At 73.8% G+C, this 19,806-nt stretch carries 18 protein-coding genes; 16 read left to right on the plus strand and 2 right to left on the minus strand.

Annotated features, from left to right (window positions below; all coding sequences use genetic code 11):
• Window positions 1–110 precede the first annotated feature (110 nt).
• Complete coding sequence (locus QSK52_RS17490) at window positions 111–2,420, plus strand: serine/threonine-protein kinase (protein WP_285737019.1); 2,310 nt, start codon at window positions 111–113, stop codon at window positions 2,418–2,420.
• Between the two features lie 57 nt (window positions 2,421–2,477).
• Here QSK52_RS17490 and galE read toward each other — a convergent pair whose 3' ends face one another.
• Window positions 2,478–3,452: a UDP-glucose 4-epimerase GalE gene (gene galE / locus QSK52_RS17495; protein WP_285737020.1), complete on the minus strand. Its 975-nt coding sequence runs from the start codon at window positions 3,450–3,452 to the stop codon at window positions 2,478–2,480.
• A 143-nt stretch (window positions 3,453–3,595) separates the two neighbouring features.
• Here galE and QSK52_RS17500 point away from each other — a divergent pair, with 143 nt between their 5' ends.
• On the plus strand, window positions 3,596–4,681 hold the full coding sequence (locus tag QSK52_RS17500) for a S1C family serine protease (protein WP_435053282.1): 1,086 nt from the start codon (window positions 3,596–3,598) through the stop codon (window positions 4,679–4,681).
• Between the two features lie 101 nt (window positions 4,682–4,782).
• On the opposite strand, the gene QSK52_RS17505 is transcribed toward QSK52_RS17500, so the two are convergent.
• Window positions 4,783–5,937, minus strand: a complete 1,155-nt coding sequence (locus QSK52_RS17505; protein WP_285737021.1) for a sensor histidine kinase — start codon at window positions 5,935–5,937, stop codon at window positions 4,783–4,785.
• Between the two features lie 290 nt (window positions 5,938–6,227).
• On the opposite strand from QSK52_RS17505, the gene QSK52_RS17510 reads away from it, so the two are divergent.
• The 14 genes from QSK52_RS17510 (at window position 6,228) to QSK52_RS17575 (ending at window position 19,803) form a co-directional block, all read left to right on the plus strand.
• Window positions 6,228–6,635: an NADH-quinone oxidoreductase subunit A gene (locus tag QSK52_RS17510; protein WP_033250855.1), complete on the plus strand. Its 408-nt coding sequence runs from the start codon at window positions 6,228–6,230 to the stop codon at window positions 6,633–6,635.
• Window positions 6,626–7,264: an NADH-quinone oxidoreductase subunit B gene (locus tag QSK52_RS17515; RefSeq protein ID WP_285737022.1), complete on the plus strand. Its 639-nt coding sequence runs from the start codon at window positions 6,626–6,628 to the stop codon at window positions 7,262–7,264. Before QSK52_RS17510 ends, QSK52_RS17515 begins: the two co-directional genes overlap by 10 nt.
• Window positions 7,261–8,274 carry an NADH-quinone oxidoreductase subunit C gene (locus QSK52_RS17520; protein ID WP_285737023.1) on the plus strand — a complete coding sequence of 338 codons (1,014 nt, stop codon included), beginning with the start codon at window positions 7,261–7,263 and terminating at the stop codon, window positions 8,272–8,274. The genes QSK52_RS17515 and QSK52_RS17520 overlap by 4 nt, the downstream gene beginning before the upstream one ends.
• Window positions 8,271–9,230 carry an NADH-quinone oxidoreductase subunit NuoH gene (gene nuoH / locus QSK52_RS17525; protein ID WP_285737024.1) on the plus strand — a complete coding sequence of 320 codons (960 nt, stop codon included), beginning with the start codon at window positions 8,271–8,273 and terminating at the stop codon, window positions 9,228–9,230. The genes QSK52_RS17520 and nuoH overlap by 4 nt, the downstream gene beginning before the upstream one ends.
• Window positions 9,230–9,796 carry a NuoI/complex I 23 kDa subunit family protein gene (locus QSK52_RS17530; protein ID WP_285737025.1) on the plus strand — a complete coding sequence of 189 codons (567 nt, stop codon included), beginning with the start codon at window positions 9,230–9,232 and terminating at the stop codon, window positions 9,794–9,796. Before nuoH ends, QSK52_RS17530 begins: the two co-directional genes overlap by 1 nt.
• Window positions 9,793–10,416: an NADH-quinone oxidoreductase subunit J family protein gene (locus QSK52_RS17535; protein WP_285737026.1), complete on the plus strand. Its 624-nt coding sequence runs from the start codon at window positions 9,793–9,795 to the stop codon at window positions 10,414–10,416. The genes QSK52_RS17530 and QSK52_RS17535 overlap by 4 nt, the downstream gene beginning before the upstream one ends.
• Before the next feature lies 1 nt (window position 10,417).
• Window positions 10,418–10,774: an NADH-quinone oxidoreductase subunit NuoK gene (gene nuoK, locus QSK52_RS17540; RefSeq protein ID WP_285737027.1), complete on the plus strand. Its 357-nt coding sequence runs from the start codon at window positions 10,418–10,420 to the stop codon at window positions 10,772–10,774.
• Window positions 10,771–12,723, plus strand: coding sequence for an NADH-quinone oxidoreductase subunit 5 family protein (locus tag QSK52_RS17545; RefSeq protein ID WP_285737028.1), 1,953 nt, complete (start codon window positions 10,771–10,773; stop codon window positions 12,721–12,723). The genes nuoK and QSK52_RS17545 overlap by 4 nt, the downstream gene beginning before the upstream one ends.
• Window positions 12,724–12,766: 43 nt before the next feature.
• Entirely contained in the window at window positions 12,767–14,293 is a 1,527-nt protein-coding gene (locus QSK52_RS17550) for a complex I subunit 4 family protein (protein WP_285737029.1), read from the plus strand.
• A gap of 32 nt (window positions 14,294–14,325) precedes the next feature.
• A complete protein-coding gene (locus QSK52_RS17555; protein ID WP_285737154.1) occupies window positions 14,326–15,855 on the plus strand; it encodes an NADH-quinone oxidoreductase subunit N in 1,530 nt (509 codons plus the stop codon).
• A 106-nt stretch (window positions 15,856–15,961) separates the two neighbouring features.
• Window positions 15,962–16,819, plus strand: a complete 858-nt coding sequence (htpX, locus tag QSK52_RS17560) for a zinc metalloprotease HtpX (RefSeq protein ID WP_285737030.1) — start codon at window positions 15,962–15,964, stop codon at window positions 16,817–16,819.
• A gap of 127 nt (window positions 16,820–16,946) precedes the next feature.
• A complete protein-coding gene (ctaD, locus tag QSK52_RS17565) occupies window positions 16,947–18,671 on the plus strand; it encodes an aa3-type cytochrome oxidase subunit I (protein WP_285737155.1) in 1,725 nt (574 codons plus the stop codon).
• Window positions 18,672–18,813: 142 nt separating this feature from the next.
• Entirely contained in the window at window positions 18,814–19,239 is a 426-nt protein-coding gene (locus QSK52_RS17570) for an SHOCT domain-containing protein (RefSeq protein ID WP_285737031.1), read from the plus strand.
• A 162-nt stretch (window positions 19,240–19,401) separates the two neighbouring features.
• Window positions 19,402–19,803 (plus strand): YccF domain-containing protein, encoded by a 402-nt coding sequence (locus tag QSK52_RS17575; RefSeq protein ID WP_285737032.1) that lies wholly within the window; start codon window positions 19,402–19,404, stop codon window positions 19,801–19,803.
• Window positions 19,804–19,806 lie beyond the last annotated feature (3 nt).

Raw genomic sequence — 19,806 nt, forward strand, 5'->3', positions numbered from 1 at the left:
ACTCGGGAGCGTGTCCCGGGCGGGGGAGATTGGCTCCCGGGCGGCGGGCATTGGAGAATCGGGGGGCGCCACCGCCGGGGGGCGCTGGCGGAAGGGGAGGTGGCTGCGGAGTGGACCAGCTGACGGCGCACGATCCGAGGCGGATCGGGCCCTTCGAAGTGCTGGCCCGGCTCGGCGCGGGCGGCATGGGCCTGGTGTACCTGGCCCGGTCGGCCTCGGGACGCCGGGTGGCCATCAAGACCGTCCGCAGCGAGCTGGCCGAGGACAACCTCTTCCGGGTCCGCTTCGCCCGCGAGATCGCCGCGGCCAAGACGGTCGGCGGCTTCTACACCGCCGCCGTGGTCGACGCCGACGCCGACGCCGCCGTCCCGTGGCTGGCCACCGCCTACGTGCCCGCGCCCTCGCTGGAGGACCTGGTCAACGACTGCGGCCCGCTGCCCGCCGACGCGGTGCGCTGGCTCACCGCGGGCATCGCCGAGGCGCTGCAGTCCATCCACGCGGCCGGGCTGGTGCACCGCGACCTCAAGCCGTCCAACGTGCTGGTGGTCGAGGACGGCCCGCGGGTGATCGACTTCGGCATCGCCGCCGGGGTCTCCAGCACCCGGCTCACCATGACCAACGTCGCGGTCGGCACGCCCGCCTACATGTCGCCCGAGCAGGCCCGCGACAGCCGCAGCGTCACCGGCGCCAGCGACGTGTTCTCGCTCGGCTCGCTGGTGGTGTTCTGCGCCACCGGGCACCCGCCGTACCGCGGCTCCAACCCGGTCGAGACGGTGTTCCAGCTGCTGCGCGACCAGCCCGACCTGTCCGGGCTGCCGGCCGAGCTGGTCGACCTGGTCCGGGCCTGCATGCGGCCCACCCCCGAGCACCGGCCCACCCCCGCCCAGATCCAGGCCGAGCTGGCCCCGCACCTGTTCTCCCGGGCGGACGCCTCCGGCGAGGCGGGGGACTGGCTGCCGCCCGCCGCGCTCGACCTGATCGAGGCCAAGCGCAGCAGCAGACGGCACGTCAACGCCCAGCAGCCCCCGGCCCGCCCGCAGCAGCAGGTGGCGCTGCCCGCCCAGCCGGTCGGCCCGCCGCCGGTGCCGCCCGCCCTAACCCCCGCCCCGGCCGGGCCGGTCTCCGAGTCCGAGGTGGTCACCGAGCGGGTGCGCCCGCACCTGCGCCCGGCGGTCGGCGGCCCGGGCGAGGCCGAGGTCCGGCTGCCCGGCGCGCACGTGCCGATAGGGCCCGGCCCGCGGGCGGAACCGGCCGCGCCCGCGGCCGCCCCGGCCGGCACCGACTGGGTCCGCCGCAGCTCCGCGCCGTCCGCGGCCCCGCCGCTGCCCCCGGCGCGCTGGCGGCCCTGGCGGTTCCGGATGTCCAACGACGTGTGGGGCACCCCGGTGGTCGCCGACGGCACGCTGTTCGCCTCCAGCTTCGAGGTGCACGCGCTGGACATCGGCTCCGGCGAGCGCCGCTGGAAGACCCGGGACGTGGCCTGGGCGCTGGCCGTGGACGGCGGCCGGGTGCACGCCGCCGACGGCCCGCACCTGTACACGGTGGACGCCGCCGACGGCACCGAGCGCTGGCGGCACTCGCTGGACGGCTGGGTCTACTCGCTGGACGCCGCCGACGGCGTGCTGTGCTGCGGCGTCCGCGGCGGCGGCGTGCAGTTGCGCGCCGCGGCCACCGGCGCCGAGCTGTGGCGGGCCGACGACGCCCAGCAGGAGTACGAGAACCCGCAGTCCGGCCCGGCGCTGATCGCCGGCGCGGCCTACTACCAGGGCGGCGGCCGCCTGCACTGCGTGGACCCGCTGGGCGCCGGGGTGCGCTGGGCGGTCCCGCTGGGCGGCGAGGTGCCGTCCCGCCCGGTCGAGCGCGGCGGGGTGCTGTACGTGACCTCCGGCCAGCGGGTGCACGCGCTGGACGCCGCCACCGGCGCCGAGCGCTGGCGCTTCGACGCGCCGGTGGTGCTGTTCACCCCGCCCGCGGTGGACGGCCGCGCGGTGTACGTCGCCGACTACCTCGGCACCCTGTACGCCCTGGACGCCGCCACCGGCCACGGCCTGTGGCGGGCCGCCACCGCCGCCCGGCAGAGCGCCGAACCGGCGGTGGTCGCCGACGGAACGGTCCTGCTGGGCTCCGGCGACACCCTGTTCGCCTTCGAGGCGGCCGACGGCCGCGAACGCTGGCGCTACCCCACCCGGGGCGACCTGGTGGGCTCCCCGGCGGTCTCCGAGGGCCTGGTGCACCTGGGCAGCCGCGACCACTCCCTGCACACCCTGGAGCTGGCCAGCGGCCGACTGCGCTGGGAGCTGGGCACCAAGGGCGAGCTGACCGGTTCCCCGGTGGCGGTCGGCGGCCGGGTCTTCGTCGGCTCCAAGGACCGCTGCGTGTACGCGCTGGACTCCTTCTACGGCACGGCCGTCCCGCAGTAGCCGCGGCGCGGCCCGGGAGCGGGACGGCCCGGGCCCGCGGCGGGCCCGGGCCGCGGCCTACGGGTGGCGGTGCTGCCAGCCCGCCCAGGCCGAGGTGATCATCGATCGGAGGTCGTGCTCCGCGCTCCAGCCGAGCTCGCGGCGGATCAGCTCGGCGGAGGCCACCACCCGGGCCGGGTCGCCGGGGCGGCGGGCGGTCACCTCGGGGGCGGTCCGGAGGCCGGTGACCTCGGCGATCTCGGCGATCATCTCGCGCACCGAGGCGCCCCGCCCGGTGCCGATGTTGAGGGTCAGTCGGACCTGCTCGCCGGGCCCGGCCGCCTCCAGACGGCGGACGGCGGCGACGTGCGCGGCGGCGACGTCCGAGACGTGGATGTAGTCGCGGACGCAGGTGCCGTCGGGGGTCGGGTAGTCGTCCCCGAAGACCAGCGGCGGCAGCCCGGCCGTCAGCCGCCGGAACACCAGCGGCACCAGGTTGGCCGCGCCGGGGTCGGACAGCTCGGGGGTGGCGGCGCCCGCCACGTTGAAGTACCGCAGGGAGACCGCGGAGAGGCCGTGCGCAGCGGCGCAGGCGTTCAGCAGCCACTCGTCGGCCAGCTTGGTCTCGCCGTACGGGTTGATCGGCAGGCAGGGCGTGGACTCGTCGACCAGGTCGACGTCCGGCATGCCGTAGACGGCGGCGGAGGAGGAGAGCACCACCCGGCGCACGCCCGCGTCGACCGCGGCGGCCAGCACGGTGCGCAGGCCCTCCACGTTCTCGTGGTAGTAGAACAGCGGCCGCTCGACCGACTCGCCGACCTGCTTGCGGGCGGCCAGGTGCAGCACGCCGGTGACGCCGTGCTCGGCGAGGGCGCGGTCCAGCAGCGGGCGGTCCAGCGTGGAGCCGGTGACCAGCGGGACGCCGGGCGGCAGGTGGGCGGCCGTCCCGCTGCTCAGGTCGTCCAGGACGACGGTGGGGACGCCGGCCGCGGCCAGCTCCCGGACGACGTGGCCGCCGATGTAGCCGGCCCCGCCCGTGATCAACCAGGTCATGGCCCGATCCTAGAGGGCTCCTTTCGGCGCGCTCCCCGGGTGTGTTGCCCGAACATCCGGACAAATCGGTGGAATGCTGACAAAGCTCTGTCCAGCGACCGGAGGTGGCCGCCGTGCGCCCGAAGAAGGAACAGACCCGTCCGATCCCGGCCGGCCCCCGGCCCACCGGGCCCAAGCTCTGGGCGGGCCCCGCGGCACTGCTCGCCGCGGCGGCGCTGCTGGTCAGCGGCTGCTCCAGCTCCGGCTCCGGGTCCAGCTCCACCGCGGCGGCCAGCAGCTCCTCGTCCGCGCCCGCCCCGGCCAGCAGCAACCAGCTGGAGCAGGACTACCAGCAGGTGATCTCCCAGGTGCTGCCCTCGGTGGTGCAGATCACCGCGGGGGACGGCCTCGGCTCCGGGATCGTCTTCGACGACAAGGGCGACATCGTCACCAACGCGCACGTGGTCGGCAGCGCCACCACCTTCACCGTGACGCTGGCGAACAGCACCAAGCCGCTGGACGCCACCCTGGTCGGCAGCTACCCGGAGTCCGACCTCGCGGTGATCAGGCTGAGCAGCGCGCCCGGCGGCCTCAAGCCCGCCACCTTCGCGGACAGCTCCAAGGTCGCGGTCGGGCAGATCACGCTGGCGATGGGCAGCCCGCTGGGCCTGTCCAGCAGCGTCACCCAGGGCATCGTCTCGGCGGTCGGACGGACGGTCAGCGAGCCGCAGTCGGCCGGATCGCCCGGCGCCACCATCGGCAACATGGTGCAGACCTCGGCCGCGATCAACCCCGGCAACAGCGGCGGCGCGCTGGTCAACCTCTCCAGCCAGGTGATCGGGATCAACACGCTGACCGCCGTCGATCCCGAGCTGAACGGCTCGGCCGCGCCCGGCATCGGCTTCGCGATCCCCGCGGCCACCGTCACCAGCATCGCCAACCAGCTGATCAAGGACGGCAAGGTCACCAACTCCGGCCGGGCCGGGCTCGGGGTGACCGTCCGTCCGTACTTCGACTCGAACTTCCAGCCGGCCGGCGCGGCGGTGGTCTCGGTGGTCGAGGGCGGCCCGGCCGCCTCCGCCGGGCTGCAGGCGGGCGACGTGATCACCAAGGTCAACGACACCGCGATCACCAGCCCCTCGGCGCTGACCACCGCACTGGCCGCGCTCAGCCCCGGCGACAAGGTCACCGTCGGCTACCAGCGGGACGGGCAGGGCAAGACCGCGGAGGTCACCCTCGGGACGCTGTAGCGCCCCACAGGCCCGGGCCCGGAGTGCCGTACCGCGCAAGGGAGGCGGCACTCCGGGCCCGTCCACGTCCGTGGGCGGGCCCGGGGCGGGAGCGGGGGCCGTCAGCCCTTGTGGCCGGCCCGGGTGTGCCAGGGCAGCTCGACCGTCACCGAGGTCGGGCCGTGCTCCGGGCTGTCGACCACGAACACGCCGTCCACCGCCTCGGCCCGCTCGGCCAGGCCGGCCAGGCCGCCGCCGGGGTGCACCCGGGCCCCGCCGCGGCCGTCGTCCCGCACCGTCAGCATCAGCCGGCTGTCCTGGCGCCAGACGTCCACCGTGGCGGTGCGGGCGCCGGAGTGCTTGGAGGCGTTGGTCAGCAGCTCGCTGACGGTGAAGTAGGCGATGCCCTCGACCGCGGAGTCCGGCCGCTCGCCGCCCAGCTCGACGTGCACCCGGACGCCGCCGGGCAGCGTGCAGCGGGCCGCGACCGAGGAGAGCGCCGCGTCCAGCCCGCGGTCGGTGAGCACCGCGGGGTGGATGCCGCGGGCCAGGTCGCGCAGCTCCTGCAGGGCGAGCTTGACCTCGCCGTGCGCCGCGTCGACCATCTTCTGCGCGGCCACCGGGTCCTCCGTGAGCTTCTCCTTGGCCAGGCCCAGGTCCATCGCCAGGGCCACCAGCCGGGCCTGCGCGCCGTCGTGCAGGTCGCGCTCGATGCGGCGCAGGTCGGCCGCGGCGGTGTCGACCACCACGCCCCGGTCGTCCTCCAGCTCGCGGACCCGCTCGGCCAGCGCGCCCGGCCACAGCAGCGACTCCACCAGCAGCCGGGAGACCCAGCTGATCGCCCGCATCGCCCAGGGCAGCACCGGCCAGCCGACCACCAGCAGCGCCAGCGTCAGCACGAAGCTGAGGACGCCCCAGACCAGCAGCGCCACGCAGTACAGCGCGGAGCGCCAGTTCAGCCCGTCGCCCAGCGCGGCCACCACCCGGCCGGCCAGCCCGGCCCGGGCCGGGCGCAGCGGCTCCGGCTCGGTGACCCTGCTGCCCAGCTCTGCCCGCGCCCGGGCCCGGGCCACCCGGCCGAACCAGCGGCAGCAGCCCAGCCCGAAGGCCAGCAGCGGCAGCCCGACCAGCGTCACCGCCAGGCCGAGCCCCGTCGTCAGCAGCACGGCCGTCACGACGAACCCGGCCACTCCTACCGGCAGGTTCAGCAGTGCGTTGCGCACCTGCCGCCACAGCTCCGCCCCGTACAACGACGGGCGCTTCGCCTCGTGCTCCATGGTCGGCGCCCTCTCCTGGTGATCTCGCCGTGCTCTTCCGTCGATCACCAGCATCCCGGTCGGCGCCCGCCCCCCGCCATGGTGCTGCACTCCCTCTTCTTCCGGGGGTTATCCCCACCCCCGGCGGTGTGCTCCGGGCCCGGACCGTCCGCAAGCGGAATTCCCGCGGCGTCCGGCGGGAGTCCACCGGCCGTCTTGCAGGACGGGCAGGTGGAGGAGTAAACGAGCGGTGCACATAGACTCCCGCGATAGCGATGGTTATGGACGGGCAAAGAAGAAGGGCGTGACCCATGGAGTGGCAGCCGCTCGCTGCCGACCCCGCCGCCGGCAGCGGCTACTTCGACGCCTACGCGGCGGTCGGACTGCTGGCGGTCATCGGTGTCCTCTTCGTCGTGGTGTCGTTCACCGCGAACCGCCTGCTGCGACCGGTGGTCGACACCCCCGAGAAGCTGCTCGCCTACGAGTGCGGGGTCGACCCGGTCGGTGAGGGCTGGGCGCACACCCAGATCCGGTACTACGTCTACGCCTTCCTGTACGTGATCTTCGCGGTCGACGCGATCTACCTGTTCCCGTGGGCCACGGTGTTCGCCGCCGCCGGCTTCGGGGCGGCCACGCTGGTGGAGATGTTCGTCTTCATCGGCTTCCTCGCGGTCGGACTGCTCTACGCCTGGAAGAAGGGCGTCCTGGAATGGACGTGACGCACTCGCACGGGACGCCCGGCAACGGCCCCGTCCCGCTCGGCATCCCCGACCCGGCCCGCCCCGGCGCCGCCGTCGAGCAGCGCCGCCTCGGCCCGCTGGCCCGGCTCGCGCCGGACCCGGTCAAGGTGGTGCTCAACTGGGGCCGCCGCTACAGCCTCTGGTGCTTCAACTTCGGACTGGCCTGCTGCGCGATCGAGTTCATCGCCGCGTCGATGGCCAAGCACGACTTCATCCGGATGGGTGTCATCCCGTTCGCGCCCGGCCCCCGGCAGGCCGACCTGATGATCGTCTCGGGCACCGTCACCGACAAGATGGCCCCCGCGGTCAAGCGCCTGTACGAGCAGATGCCCGAGCCGAAGTACGTCATCTCCTTCGGCGCCTGCGCCAACTCCGGCGGCCCGTACTGGGACTCGTACTCCGTCACCAAGGGCGTCGACCAGATCATCCCGGTCGACGTCTACGTGCCCGGCTGCCCGCCCCGGCCCGAGGCGCTGCTCCAGGGCATCCTGAAGCTGCAGGAGAAGATCGCCGCCGAGGACGTCCCGCAGCGCTACGCCGCGCCCGCCGACGCGCTGCGCCGCCCGCTGCGGCCCGCGCCGGACGCCGCCGGGGAGGGGGAGCAGTGAGCGACGCCGCCGAGACCCCGGAGACCCCCGCGGCCGCGCCCGAGCCGACGCCCGCCGAGCGCACCGCCGCGGCCGTCGGCCCCTGGGCGACCGCCACCGAGGCGTACGACCTGCTGACCGTCGACGTGCCCGCCGAGCACTGGACCGAGGCGCTCACCGCCGCCCGCGACGTCCTCGGCCTGGCCTTCCTGGACTGGCTGAGCGCCGTCGACGACCTCGACCGGGGCTTCGCCGTCTGCGCCCACCTGGCCGCCGTCGGCCGTCCCGGCGAGGTGCGCAGGCTGCTGCTGCGCACCCGGGTGCCGCGCGAGCGGGCCTCGCTGCCGAGCGCCGTCGGGGTGTACGCCGGTGCCGCCTGGCACGAGCGGGAGACCCTGGAGATGTTCGGCATCGAGTTCCCGGGCCACCCGCACCCCGTCACCCTGCTGCTGCCGGACGGCTTCGAGGGCCACCCGCTGCGCAAGGACTTCGTGCTGGCCGCCCGGGTCGCCAAGGACTGGCCCGGCGCCAAGGAGCCCGGCGAGGCCGCCGACCACGGCGGCCCGGCCCGGCGCAAGATGCAGCCCGCCGGCGTTCCCGACCCGAACGAGTGGGGCCCGCTCAAGGGCACCCTGCCGCCGGTCGCCGACCGCCCCGCCCGCGGCGCCGCCCGGGCCGGGGCGGCCGCCGGGGTCGACCGCCCGCGCCGCACCCGCAGCGTGGAGGCGGGCTCCGCCAGCCAGGCCGGGGCCGCACCCGACGCCCCGCCGGTGCGCGCCGACCGCCCGCGCCGCACCCGCAGCGTCGGCGAGGGGTCGGTCAGCCAGGCCGCGGAACCGGCCGAGCAGCCCGGGGCCCCGCGCCGCACCCCCCGCACCCGGTCGTCCGACGCCCCCTGGCACGCGCCCGTCCCGGCGCACGACGAGCAACCGGAACCCGAACGCCCCGCCGAGCAGCAGCCGGAGCAGCAGCCCGAGCAGCCCGAACGACCCGAACGACCCACCGAGCAGCAGGACGGAGACGGCGCGTGAACCTCCTCGACACGCTGCTGCGCTGCGTCGGCACGCTGGTGGCGTTCCTGGTGCTGCCGCTGGTGGTCGGCCAGGCCGAGCACAAGGTGATGGCGCACATGCAGGGCCGGCTCGGCCCGATGTACGCGGGCGGGTTCCACGGCTGGGCGCAACTGGTCGCCGACGGCGTGAAGTTCGTCCAGAAGGAGAACGTCGTCCCGGCCGGAGCGGACCGCAGGGTCTTCCAGCTGGCCCCGGCCGTCGCGCTGCTGCCGTACCTGCTGGTGCTGCTGGTGATCCCGGTCGGGCCGGACGGGATGGTCGGCCAGGTGGTCGACGCGGGCATCTTCTTCGTGCTGGCCGTGATGGGCATCGGCGTGCTGGGCTCGCTGATGGCGGGCTGGGCGTCGGCCAACAAGTTCTCGCTGCTGGGCGCGCTGCGCACGGCCGCGCAGCTGATGTCGTACGAGCTGCCGATGCTGCTGGCCGCCGCCTCGGTGGCGATGGCCGCGGGCACCGTCTCGCTGCCGGGCATCGTGGACGCCTTCCACTGGTGGTGGGTGCCGTGGCAGCTGATCGGCGCCTTCGTGTTCTTCACGGCCGGGCTGGCCGAGCTGCAGCGCCCGCCGTTCGACATGCCGGTGGCCGACTCGGAGATCATCTTCGGCGCGTACACCGAGTACACCGGCCTGCGCTTCGCGCTGTTCCTGCTCTCCGAGTACGCGGGCATCGTGGTGCTCTGCGGCCTGACCACGGTGCTGTTCCTGGGCGGCTGGCACGGCCCGTTCGAGGACGGCCTCGGCTGGCTGTGGACGCTGGTGAAGACCTTCGCGCTGGCCTTCGTGGTGCTCTGGCTGCGGGTCACCTACCCGCGCCTGCGCGAGGACCAGCTGATGCGCTTCGCGTGGACGGTGCTGATCCCGCTGGCGCTGGCCCAGCTCGCCCTGACCGGCATCATCAAGGTGGCGATCTCGTAATGGGAATTCCCGGCTCCGGCCTGGCCAAGGGCCTGGCCGTCACCCTGCGCACGATGACGCGCAGGACCGTCACCGCGCAGTACCCCGACGTGCAGCCCGACCTGCCGCCGCGCACCCGCGGGGTGATCGCGCTGCTGGAGGAGAACTGCACGGTCTGCATGCTGTGCGCCCGCGAGTGCCCGGACTGGTGCATCTACATCGACTCCCACAAGGAGACGCTGCCCGCCGCCGACCCGAACGCCCGCGCCCGCACCCGCAACGTGCTGGACCGCTTCGCGATCGACTTCTCGCTCTGCATGTACTGCGGGATCTGCGTCGAGGTCTGCCCGTTCGACGCGCTGTTCTGGTCCCCGGAGTTCGAGTACGCCGAGACCGACATCCGCGAACTCACCCACGAGCGCGAGCGGCTGCGCGAGTGGATGTGGACCGTCCCGCCGCCGCCCGCGCTCGACGCCGCGGCGGAGGAGCCCAAGGAGATCGCCATGGCCCGCAAGGCCGCCGACAAGCTGGCCGCCGCGGCGGCCGCCGAGGCCGCTGCCGCCGCCGAGGAGGGTGGGGAGAGTTGAGCACCCTGCTGGCCGCGGCGGGCTCGCTGGAGCCCGCCGCGCGCTCGTACCTCTCGCCGACCGGGCAGGAGATCGTCTTCCTGCTGGTCGGTGCGCTCGTGCTCGGCGCGGCCGTCGTCTCGGTGACGACCCGGCAGCTGGTGCACGCCGCGCTGTGGCTGGTGGTCGCGCTGGGCGGGCTCGCGGTCGAGTTCCTGCTGCTGACGGCCGAGTTCGTGGCCTGGGTGCAGGTGCTGGTGTACCTGGGCTCGGTGGTCGTGCTGGTGCTGTTCGGCCTGATGCTGACCCGCGCCCCGATCGGCCGCTCCCCGGAGGCCGACTCCGGCAACCGCCCGGCCGCGCTCGCGGTCGGCGCCGCCTCCGCCGCGACCCTGGTCACCCTGGTCGTCGACGCGTTCCGCTCGTCCTGGATCGACCTGTCCGGCGCGGCCGGCACCACCCGGCTGACCGGCGAGTACCTGTTCTCGCACTGGGTGCTGCCGTTCGAGGCGCTGTCGGTGCTGCTGCTGGCCGCGCTGGTCGGCGCGATCGTGCTCTCCCGCGCCAAGGGCGGCAGCGCGGACGCCAAGCCGCGGGCCGGGAAGCTGCGCACCGGCCTGACGAAGCAGAAGGAGCGCTGAGGTGCACCTCGCCTACCCCGCCGTCCTCGCCGTGCTGCTGTTCAGCGTCGGCGTGTACGGCGTGCTCGCCCGGCGCAACGTCATCCTGGTGCTGATGTCGGTCGAGCTGATGCTCAACGCCGTCAACCTCAACCTGGTCGCCTTCGACGTCTGGCTGCGCGACACCCTGCACGCCGGACAGGCGCTCACCCTGTTCACCATCACCGTCGCCGCCGCCGAGATCGGCCTCGGCCTGGCCGTCGTGCTGCTGGTCTACCGCACCCGCCGCACCGCCGCCGTCGACGAGGTCACCGCGCTCGGCGACCGCCACGAGGCGGACGAGCTCTCCGACGGAGAGAAGGAGCAGGCCGCCGCATGAACCTCGCGCTGCCGATCCTCGTCCCCGCGCTGCCCGCGCTCGGCGCGGCCGCCGGCCTCGCCACCGGCCGCCGCCACCCCGGCCTGGCCCGCCCGCTGGCGGTGCTGCCGGTCGCGGTCTCCGCCGTGCTGGCCGTGGTCACCGCCCTGCACCTGGGCACCGGCACCACCCTGGACGCCGCCACCCGGCTCGCCCCCACCGGCGGCCCCGAGATCTCGCTCGCCCTCCACCTGGACGGCTTCTCCTCGCTGATCTCGGTGCTGGTCGGTCTGGTCGCCACCTGCGTGCAGGTCTACTCCACCGCGTACCTGAAGGACGACCCGCGCTACCCCTCGTACGCGGCCCTGGTCTCGCTGTTCACCGCCGCGATGTTCCTGGTCGTCTACTCCGGCGACCTGATCGTGCTGCTGGTCGGCTGGGAGGTGATGGGCATCTGCTCGTACTTCCTGATCGGCCACCACTGGGAGGGCGCCGACGCCCGCAGCGCCTCGCTGAAGGCCTTCCTGGTCACCAAGCTCGGCGACGTGCCGTTCCTGTTCGGCCTGTTCCTGCTCGGCGCGGACGCGGGCAGCTTCCGGATCACCGAGGTGCTGCGCACCGCCGCCGCCGGCGGCCTCCAGCACCCCACCCTGATCGCCCTGCTGCTGCTCGCGGGCGTCGCGGGCAAGAGCGCCCAGTTCCCGCTGCACACCTGGCTCCCGGACGCGATGGCCGGCCCGACCCCGGTCTCCGCGCTGATCCACGCCGCCACCATGGTCGCCGCGGGCATCTACCTGGTCGCCCGGCTGCTGCCGGTCTTCCTGCTGTCCTCCGCCGCGCTGCTGGTGCTGGCCGTCATGGCCGCCGTCACCATGGTCGGCTCCGCACTGTGCGCCCTGGCCCAGGACGACCTCAAGCGCGTCCTCGCCTACTCCACCGTCGGCCAACTCGGCTACATGGCCGGGGCGCTGGCCTCCGGCGACCGGCAGGCCGCGGTGTTCCACCTGGTCGCGCACGGCGCGTTCAAGGCGCTGCTGTTCCTCACCGCCGGCGTGGTCATCCACGCCGCGCACACCAACTCGATCAGCGCCATGTCCCGGATCGACGGCCTGCGCCGCCGCGTCCCCGACGCCTACTGGACGATGGGCCTCGGCCTGGCCGCCCTGGTCGGCCTGCCGCCGTTCGCGGGCTTCTTCTCCAAGGAGTCCGTGCTCACCGCCGCCGAGCACGCCGCCCGCGGCGAGGCCCTCACCGGCCACCTCGGCCCCGCCTCGGCCGTCCCCGCCGCGGCGGGCTGGACGGTCCTGGTCGCCGGGCTGCTCACCGCGCTGCTCACCGCCGCGTACGCCACCCGGCTCTGGCTGGTCGCCTTCCACGCGAAGCCGGTCGCCCCCGCCGAGGCCGACGCCCCGTACTCCCCGGAGATCGACGAGGCCGACCCGGCGCACGCCGAGCCCGCCGCGATGCGCTGGCCGCTCTGGGTGCTGGCCGTGCCCACCATGGGCTTCGGCCTGCTCGGCCTGCGCACCGACTGGCTGCCCCGGCTGCTCGACGGCGAACCGCTGCGCCCCGGCTTCGAGACCGCGGTCCTCGGCACCGGCGCCGCCGCGATCGGCATCGTGCTCGGGTACGCCGCCTGGCGCACCGCCACCGCCCGGGCCGCCGCCGGGCAGCCCGCCACCGACCCCGGCCGCCTGCTGCTGGGCCCGCTGCACGGGCCCGCCCAGCACGGCTTCGGCGTCGACCGGCTCTACAGCGCCCTGTTCGTCCGGCCCACCGCGGCCGCCGCGCGGCTGGTCCGCTTCCTGGACCGCGCCGTGGTCGAGACGTACGTCCGCGGCGCCGGGGCCGCGCCCGGCTGGCTCGGCCGCGCCGTGCGCTTCGCCCAGACCGGCAACGCCCAGGGCTACCTGAGCGCGCTGCTGGCCGGGGCCGTCCTGCTCGCCGTCCTGGTGGCGGTCGGCTCATGACCCGCCCTCCCCTCCCCGTCCCGGCACGCCCTTGGAGCCCCCGATGAACGCGGTCCTCATCGCCCTCCTGGCCCTGCCGCTGCTCGGCGCCGCCCTGACCCTCGCCCCGATCGGCGACCGGCAGGCGCTGCGCCTCGGCACCGCCGTCACCGGCGCCACCCTGCTGCTGGCGGTCGTCCTCGCCGCGGGCTTCGACCAGGACGACCCGAGCCGGATGCAGGCCGTCACCGACGTCCCCTGGATCCCCGCGCTGGACGTCCGGCTGCACCTCGGGGTCGACGGCATCTCGCTGCCGCTGCTGGTCCTCACCGCGCTGCTCACCTTCCTGTGCGCGCTGTACTCGGTGAAGAAGCTCCCCGCGGGCCCCGGCGGCCGCGCCTTCACCGGCCTGCTGCTCCTGCTGCAGACCGGCATGCTGGCCACCTTCGCGGTGCTCGACCTGGTGCTGTTCTTCCTGGCCTTCGAGATCGTGCTCGTCCCGATGTACTTCCTGATCGCGCGCTGGGGCAGCGGACAGAAGGTCGCGGCCGCGAACCGGTTCATCCTGTACACCCTGCTCGGCTCCGCCGTGATGCTGCTCGGCTTCCTGCTGATCGGCGTCAAGGCCGGGACGTTCGACATGGTGAAACTGGCCGACGCGCACGGCTCCGGCCTGTCGCACACCACCCAGCTGGTCGCCGCGCTGGCGATCCTGGTCGGCCTCGCCGTGAAGGCCCCCGCCTGGCCGCTGCACTCCTGGCTGCCCGACGCGCACACCGCCGCCCCCACCGCCGGGTCGGTGCTGCTGGCCGGCGTGATGCTCAAGATGGGCACCTACGGCCTGGTCCGCGTCCTGCTGCCGGTCGTCCCCGACGGCACCGCGACCTTCGCCCCCTACCTGGGCGCGTTCGCCGCCGTCGGCATCGTCTACGGCTCGCTCGCCTGCCTGGCGCTCGCGCGCAAGGGCGCCAAGGGCGACCTGAAGCGGCTGATCGCGTACTCCTCGGTCGGCCACATGGGCTTCGTGCTGCTCGGCATCGCCTCGCTCACCCCGACCGGCCTGAACGGCGCGCTGTTCGCCAACGTCGCGCACGGCCTGATCACCGGCCTGCTGTTCTTCGTGGTCGGCGCCGTCAAGGACCGCTACGGCACCGCCGACCTCGACACCCTCGCCGGGACCACCGGCGCCGCCCTCTACGGCCGCGCCCCGCGGATCGGCGCCCTGCTCGCCTTCGCCGCCGTCGCCAGCCTCGGCCTGCCCGGCCTGGCCGGGTTCTGGGGCGAACTGCTCGCCATGTACGGCGCGTTCGACCCGGCCGCCGGGCTCTCCCGGCCCGCGTTCGTCACCTACATGGCGCTGGCCGGCCTCGGCACCCTGCTCACCGCCGCCTACCTGCTGGTCGTGGTCAAGCGGGTCTGCATGGGCGACCCGGAGCAGCCCGCCCCGGTCGCCGACCTGCCCGACCTCAAGGGCTACGAGGCCGCCAGCTGGACGCCGCTCGCCGCGCTCACCCTGCTCGCGGGCCTGTGGCCGGCCCTGCTCCTCGGCCTCTCCGACCCGGCCGTCAAGCACCTCCTCGGAGGCGGCTGATGACCACCGCTCACGACCTGGGGCAGCCCCTCATGACTCCGCTGACGCCGCTCGCCGTCGCCGACCCGGGCGGCCTGATCCAGTCCGTCGACTGGGTGGCGGTCGCCCCGCCGCTGATCGCCGCGCTCGCCGCCCTCGCCGTCCTGGTCACCGACCTGTTCCTGCCCGAGGCCCGCAAGCGCCTGCTCGGCTGGCTGAGCGCCGCCGGACTGCTCGCCGCGCTGGCCGCGCTGCTCCCGCTCGCCCTGGGCGACACCCGCTCCACCTTCTGCTTCAAGAGCCCCGGCGGCGGCTGCTCCTACACCGCCGACCACTTCGCGCTCGCCTTCCAGCTGCTGGCCCTCGGCGGCGCGCTGCTGACGGTGCTGCTCTCCCTGCACACCGTCGAGGCGGAGAAGCTGCCGGGCGGCGAGTACTGGTTCCTGCTGCTCTCCTCCGCCTGCGGCGCCGCCCTGCTGCCCGCCTCCCGCGACCTCGCCACCCTGGTGATCGCGCTGGAGGTCGCCACCCTGCCCGCGTTCGCCCTGGTCGGGCTGCGCCGGGACGGCCGCGGCGCGGAGAGCGCGCTCAAGTTCTTCCTCTCCTCGGTCAACGCGACCGCCGTGATGCTGCTCGGCGTCAGCTTCGTCTACGCCGCCGCCGGGACGATCCAGCTGCAGGGCGTCGCCGACGGACTGGCCCAGGCCCCCGGCCGGTTGAAGCCGCTCGCCGAGGCGGGCGCGGTGCTCACCCTGGTCGGCTTCGCGTTCAAGACCGCCGCCGTCCCGTTCCACTTCTGGGTCCCCGACACGTACGTCGGCGCCCCGCTGCCGGTGGCCGGCTACCTCTCGGTGGTCGGCAAGGCGGCCGGCCTGTCCGGCCTCGCGCTGGTCACCACGCTCGCCCTCCGCCCGTACGGCCACACCTGGGGCCTGGTGCTGGCGGTGCTCGCCGCGCTCACCATGACGTTCGGCAACGCGGCCGCGCTGCGCCAGCGCACCGACACCCCGCACGGGGCGGTCCGGCTGCTGGCCTGGTCCTCGGTCGGCCAGGCCGGCTACCTGCTGGTGCCGCTGGCCGCCGCCGGGTACGCGGGCTCGGCCGAGCCGCTGGGCGCGACCGTGGCGTACGCGCTGATCTACGGCCTGGTGAACCTGGGCGCGTTCGGCGTGGTGGCGCTGGTCGGCGGCTCCGGACGGCTGGACGGCTTCCGCGGGCTGGCCGGGCGCAACCGCTGGGCGGCGTTCGGGCTGGCGTTCTTCCTGCTCTGCCTGGCGGGCCTGCCGCCGGGCGTGGTCGGCCTGTTCGGCAAGGTCGTGGTGTTCCGCTCGGCCGTGGACGCGGGCCTGGGCTGGCTGGCCGTGGTGATGGCGGTGAACGTGGTGGTCGCGCTCGCCTACTACCTGAAGTGGACCGCCCTGCTGTTCGCCCCGTCCGCCGGGGAGGGCGTCGCGGAGGGCGATGCCGGGCACCGGACCCCGGCCCCGCTGGGCGCCGCGCTGGGCCTGGCCGCGGTCGGCGCGGTGGTGCTCTCGGTGGCCCCGCAACTGGTGCTGCAGGTGGTGTCGGGCAGCCTGTTCTGAACCGTGGTCGAATGCCGGAGGGAACGAACCGCCCGGTTCGGCGCGTTGATCCCGGCAGAGGGAAGCGGCTCCACGGCTTCCACCGGCACCACAGGAGGGTCCCGCAGTGCACAGCCACCACAACGGGTTGCGGACGGCCGTCCTGCTGGGCGGCCTCTCCGCACTGATCCTGGTGATCGGCAGCTTCTTCGGTCGCACCGGCCTGCTGGTGGCCCTGCTGATCGCGGTCGGCACCAACGCGTACGCCTACTGGAACAGCGACAAGCTGGCGCTGCGCGCCATGCGGGCCCGCCCGGTCAGCGAGATCGAGGCCCCACAGCTGTACCGGATCGTCCGCGAGCTCTCCACCTCGGCCCGCCAGCCGATGCCCCGGCTCTACATCTCGCCCACCCCCGCGCCGAACGCCTTCGCCACCGGCCGCAACCCGCGCAACGCGGCGGTCTGCTGCACCGACGGCATCCTGCAGCTGCTGGACGAGCGCGAGCTGCGCGGCGTCCTGGGCCACGAGCTCAGCCACGTCTACAACCGGGACATCCTGATCTCCTCGGTGGCCGGGGCGCTCGCCTCGGTGGTGATGTTCCTGGTGAACTTCGCCTGGCTGATCCCGGTCGGGCGCTCGGACGACGACGACGGCCCGGGCCTGGTCGGCATGCTGGCGATCATGATCCTGGGGCCGGTCGCCGCCAGCCTGATCCAACTGGCCGTCAGCCGCTCCCGCGAGTACCAGGCCGACGCCGACGGGGCCCGGATCACCGGCGACCCGCTCGCCCTGGCCAGCGCCCTGCGCAAGCTCGACGCGGGCACCCAGCGGCTGCCGCTGCCGCCCGAGCCGCAGCTGCAGACCGCCAGCCACATGATGATCGCCAACCCGTTCCGTCCCGGCGAGCGCGGCGCGAAGCTGTTCTCCACCCACCCGCCGATGCGCGAGCGGATCGCCCGCCTGGAGCGGATGGCCGGGCACTGACCGCCCCGCGGCCCGCCCGCTGACCCCTTCGGGCGACCGACCGGCGAGCGTCCGCCGCCCGCACCCGCCCCGCTGGTAGGGCTGAACGCACTGACCAGTCCGAGGCCGGAGGTGCGGTGCGGTGACCATGCTGCCCAGCGATGCCGAACTGGGCCCCACCGGCCCGCCCGTCCCGCAGCCGCCGCCGCGCCGCCGCTTCGGCCGGGCCTCCCGCCCGCGCCGGGGCCGGGCGGTGGTGGTGTGGCTGACCACCACCGACCACAAGCAGATCGGCACCCTCTACCTGGTCACCTCGTTCGCCTTCTTCCTGGTCGGCGGCGTGCTGGCGCTGGCGATGCGCGCCGAGCTGGCCCGTCCGGGGACGCAGATCCTGTCGAACGAGCAGTTCAACCAGGCGTTCACCATGCACGGCACGATCATGCTGCTGATGTTCGCCACCCCGCTGTTCGCGGGCTTCGCCAACTGGTTCATGCCGCTCCAGATCGGCGCCCCCGACGTGGCCTTCCCCCGGCTGAACGCCTTCGCGTACTGGATGTACCTGTTCGGTTCGCTGATCGCGGTGGGGGGCTTCCTGACCCCGAACGGGGCGGCCGACTTCGGCTGGTTCGCCTACGCGCCGCTGAACGACGCGATCCACTCGCCGGGGGTCGGCGCCGACATGTGGATCATGGGTCTGGCCTTCTCCGGCTTCGGAACGATCCTCGGCTCGGTCAACTTCATCACCACGATCGTCTGCCTGCGGGCGCCGGGCATGACGCTGTTCCGGATGTCGATCTTCACCTGGAACGTGCTGCTGACCTCGATCCTGGTGCTGATGGCCTTCCCGGTGCTGGCCGGGGCGCTGCTCTGCCTGGAGGCGGACCGCAAGTTCGGGGCGCACGTCTTCGACCCGGCCAACGGCGGGCCGATCCTGTGGCAGCACCTGTTCTGGTTCTTCGGCCACCCCGAGGTCTACATCATCGCGCTGCCGTTCTTCGGCATCGTCACCGAGATCCTCCCGGTGTTCTCCCGCAAGCCGGTCTTCGGGTACTCCGGCCTGATCGCCGCGACCATCGCCATCGCGGGCCTGTCGGTCACCGTCTGGGCGCACCACATGTTCGTGACCGGGCAGGTGCTGCTGCCCTTCTTCTCGTTCATGACCTTCCTGATCGCGGTCCCGACGGGCGTGAAGTTCTTCAACTGGGTCGGCACCATGTGGCGCGGCTCGCTCTCCTTCGAGACGCCGATGCTCTGGTCGATCGGCTTCCTGGTGACCTTCCTGTTCGGCGGTCTGACCGGCGTGCTGCTGGCCTCGCCGCCGATCGACTTCCACGTCTCGGACTCGTACTTCGTCGTCGCGCACTTCCACTACGTGGTGTTCGGGACGGTGGTCTTCGCGATGTTCGCGGGCTTCTACTTCTGGTGGCCCAAGATGACCGGGCGGATGCTGGACGAGCGCCTCGGCAAGATCCACTTCTGGACGCTGTTCGTCGGCTTCCACACCACCTTCCTGGTCCAGCACTGGTTGGGCGCCGAGGGCATGCCGCGCCGGTACGCGGACTACCTGGCCTCGGACGGCTTCACCACGCTGAACACCGTCTCGACCATCGGGTCCTTCCTGCTCGGCCTGTCCACCCTGCCGTTCCTGTACAACCTCTGGAAGACCGCCAGGTACGCGCCCGGGGTCGGCGTCGACGACCCGTGGGGCTACGGCCGCTCGCTGGAGTGGGCGACCTCCTGCCCGCCGCCGCGGCACAACTTCACCACCCTGCCGCGGGTCCGCTCCGAGTCCCCGGCCTTCGACCTGCACCACCCCGACATCGCGGAGTTCGACCGGCTGCAGAACGACCGGCCGCTGTCCGAGCCGCACTGACGCCCGGGCCGCCGCCGCGGCGTCGCACCGGGGGCCGCGCTCGGCGTGCGGTGTCCGTTTCGCGGTGATAGGAATCGTTTCGTCCCTGCGCCGTCAGAGGTGTGGGGACGTTCCGTCTGACTGCGTGCGGGATCGGAGCGTCATGGACAACTATCCGTTGCTCAACATCTTCTGGACGATGCTGGAGCTGTTCCTCTGGATCCTCTGGTTCTTCCTGCTGTTCAAGATCATCACCGACATCTTCCGCAGCGACGACATGGGCGGCTGGGGCAAGGCCGGTTGGACGATCTTCGTGATCCTGCTGCCGTTCCTGGGCGTGCTGGTCTACCTGATCGCCCGCGGCGGCTCGATGCAGCAGCGGGACGTCGACCAGGCCAGGAAGGCCGACGCGGCGTTCCAGGACTACGTCCGCAGGGCGGCGGGCACCGGCGCCCCCGGCTCCGGTGCGTCCTCCGGCGGTGGCTCCGGCGGGCACGTGGAGGACCTGGCGAAGCTGGCCGAACTCAGGAACGGCGGTGCGCTGTCCGAGGAGGAGTACCAGCGGGCCAAGGACAAGCTGCTCGCCTGACGCCCGCCCGGCGCGACGACGACGGAGGCCCGCCCGCCCGGCGGGCCTCCCGCCGTTCCCGGCCGCCCCTTCCGCCCCGTCCGGCCCCCTCCCGTCACACCCCTGCCACAAGGACGGGCCGCCACCTGACCGTCCGGCCCCCGGTGTGCGAGCCTGGAGGGCATGAAGCTGGTCAACTTCCTGCTCAACGTCATCTGGCTGCTGTTCTGCGGCCTGTGGATGGCGATCGGTTACGCGCTCGCCGGGATCATCTGCTTCGTCCTGATCGTCACCATCCCGTTCGGCATCGCGTCCTTCCGCCTCGCGGGGTTCATGCTCTGGCCGTTCGGCCGCACCACCGTGGTGCGGGACGACGCGGGCGCCCCCTCCTGCGTGGGCAACGTGATCTGGCTGGTGTTCGCGGGCTGGTGGCTGGCGCTCGGGCACATCGTCACCAGCATCCCGCTGTTCCTGTCGATCATCGGCATCCCGTTCGGCTGGGCCAACCTCAAGATGGTCCCGATCTCGCTGACCCCGCTCGGCCGGGAGGTCGTCACCACCGACCAGGGCTTCGGCGGCCGCTGACAC

It is taken from the genome of Kitasatospora phosalacinea (assembly GCF_030268885.1).
Lineage (GTDB): Bacteria > Actinomycetota > Actinomycetes > Streptomycetales > Streptomycetaceae > Kitasatospora > Kitasatospora phosalacinea_C.

Excerpts from the sequence above, each read along its gene's own strand:
- QSK52_RS17545 (WP_285737028.1), top strand. The coding sequence starts at position 10,771 with ATGAACCTCGCGCTGCCGATCCTCGTCCCCGCGCTGCCCGCGCTCGGC.
- QSK52_RS17555 (WP_285737154.1), top strand. The coding sequence starts at position 14,326 with ATGACTCCGCTGACGCCGCTCGCCGTCGCCGACCCGGGCGGCCTGATC.
- QSK52_RS17570 (WP_285737031.1), top strand. The coding sequence starts at position 18,814 with ATGGACAACTATCCGTTGCTCAACATCTTCTGGACGATGCTGGAGCTG.
- ctaD (WP_285737155.1), top strand. The coding sequence starts at position 16,947 with ATGCTGCCCAGCGATGCCGAACTGGGCCCCACCGGCCCGCCCGTCCCG.
- QSK52_RS17530 (WP_285737025.1), top strand. The coding sequence starts at position 9,230 with ATGGGAATTCCCGGCTCCGGCCTGGCCAAGGGCCTGGCCGTCACCCTG.
- QSK52_RS17510 (WP_033250855.1), top strand. The coding sequence starts at position 6,228 with ATGGAGTGGCAGCCGCTCGCTGCCGACCCCGCCGCCGGCAGCGGCTAC.
- galE (WP_285737020.1), bottom strand. The coding sequence starts at position 3,452 with ATGACCTGGTTGATCACGGGCGGGGCCGGCTACATCGGCGGCCACGTC.
- QSK52_RS17515 (WP_285737022.1), top strand. The coding sequence starts at position 6,626 with ATGGACGTGACGCACTCGCACGGGACGCCCGGCAACGGCCCCGTCCCG.
- QSK52_RS17575 (WP_285737032.1), top strand. The coding sequence starts at position 19,402 with ATGAAGCTGGTCAACTTCCTGCTCAACGTCATCTGGCTGCTGTTCTGC.
- QSK52_RS17550 (WP_285737029.1), top strand. The coding sequence starts at position 12,767 with ATGAACGCGGTCCTCATCGCCCTCCTGGCCCTGCCGCTGCTCGGCGCC.
- QSK52_RS17505 (WP_285737021.1), bottom strand. The coding sequence starts at position 5,937 with ATGGAGCACGAGGCGAAGCGCCCGTCGTTGTACGGGGCGGAGCTGTGG.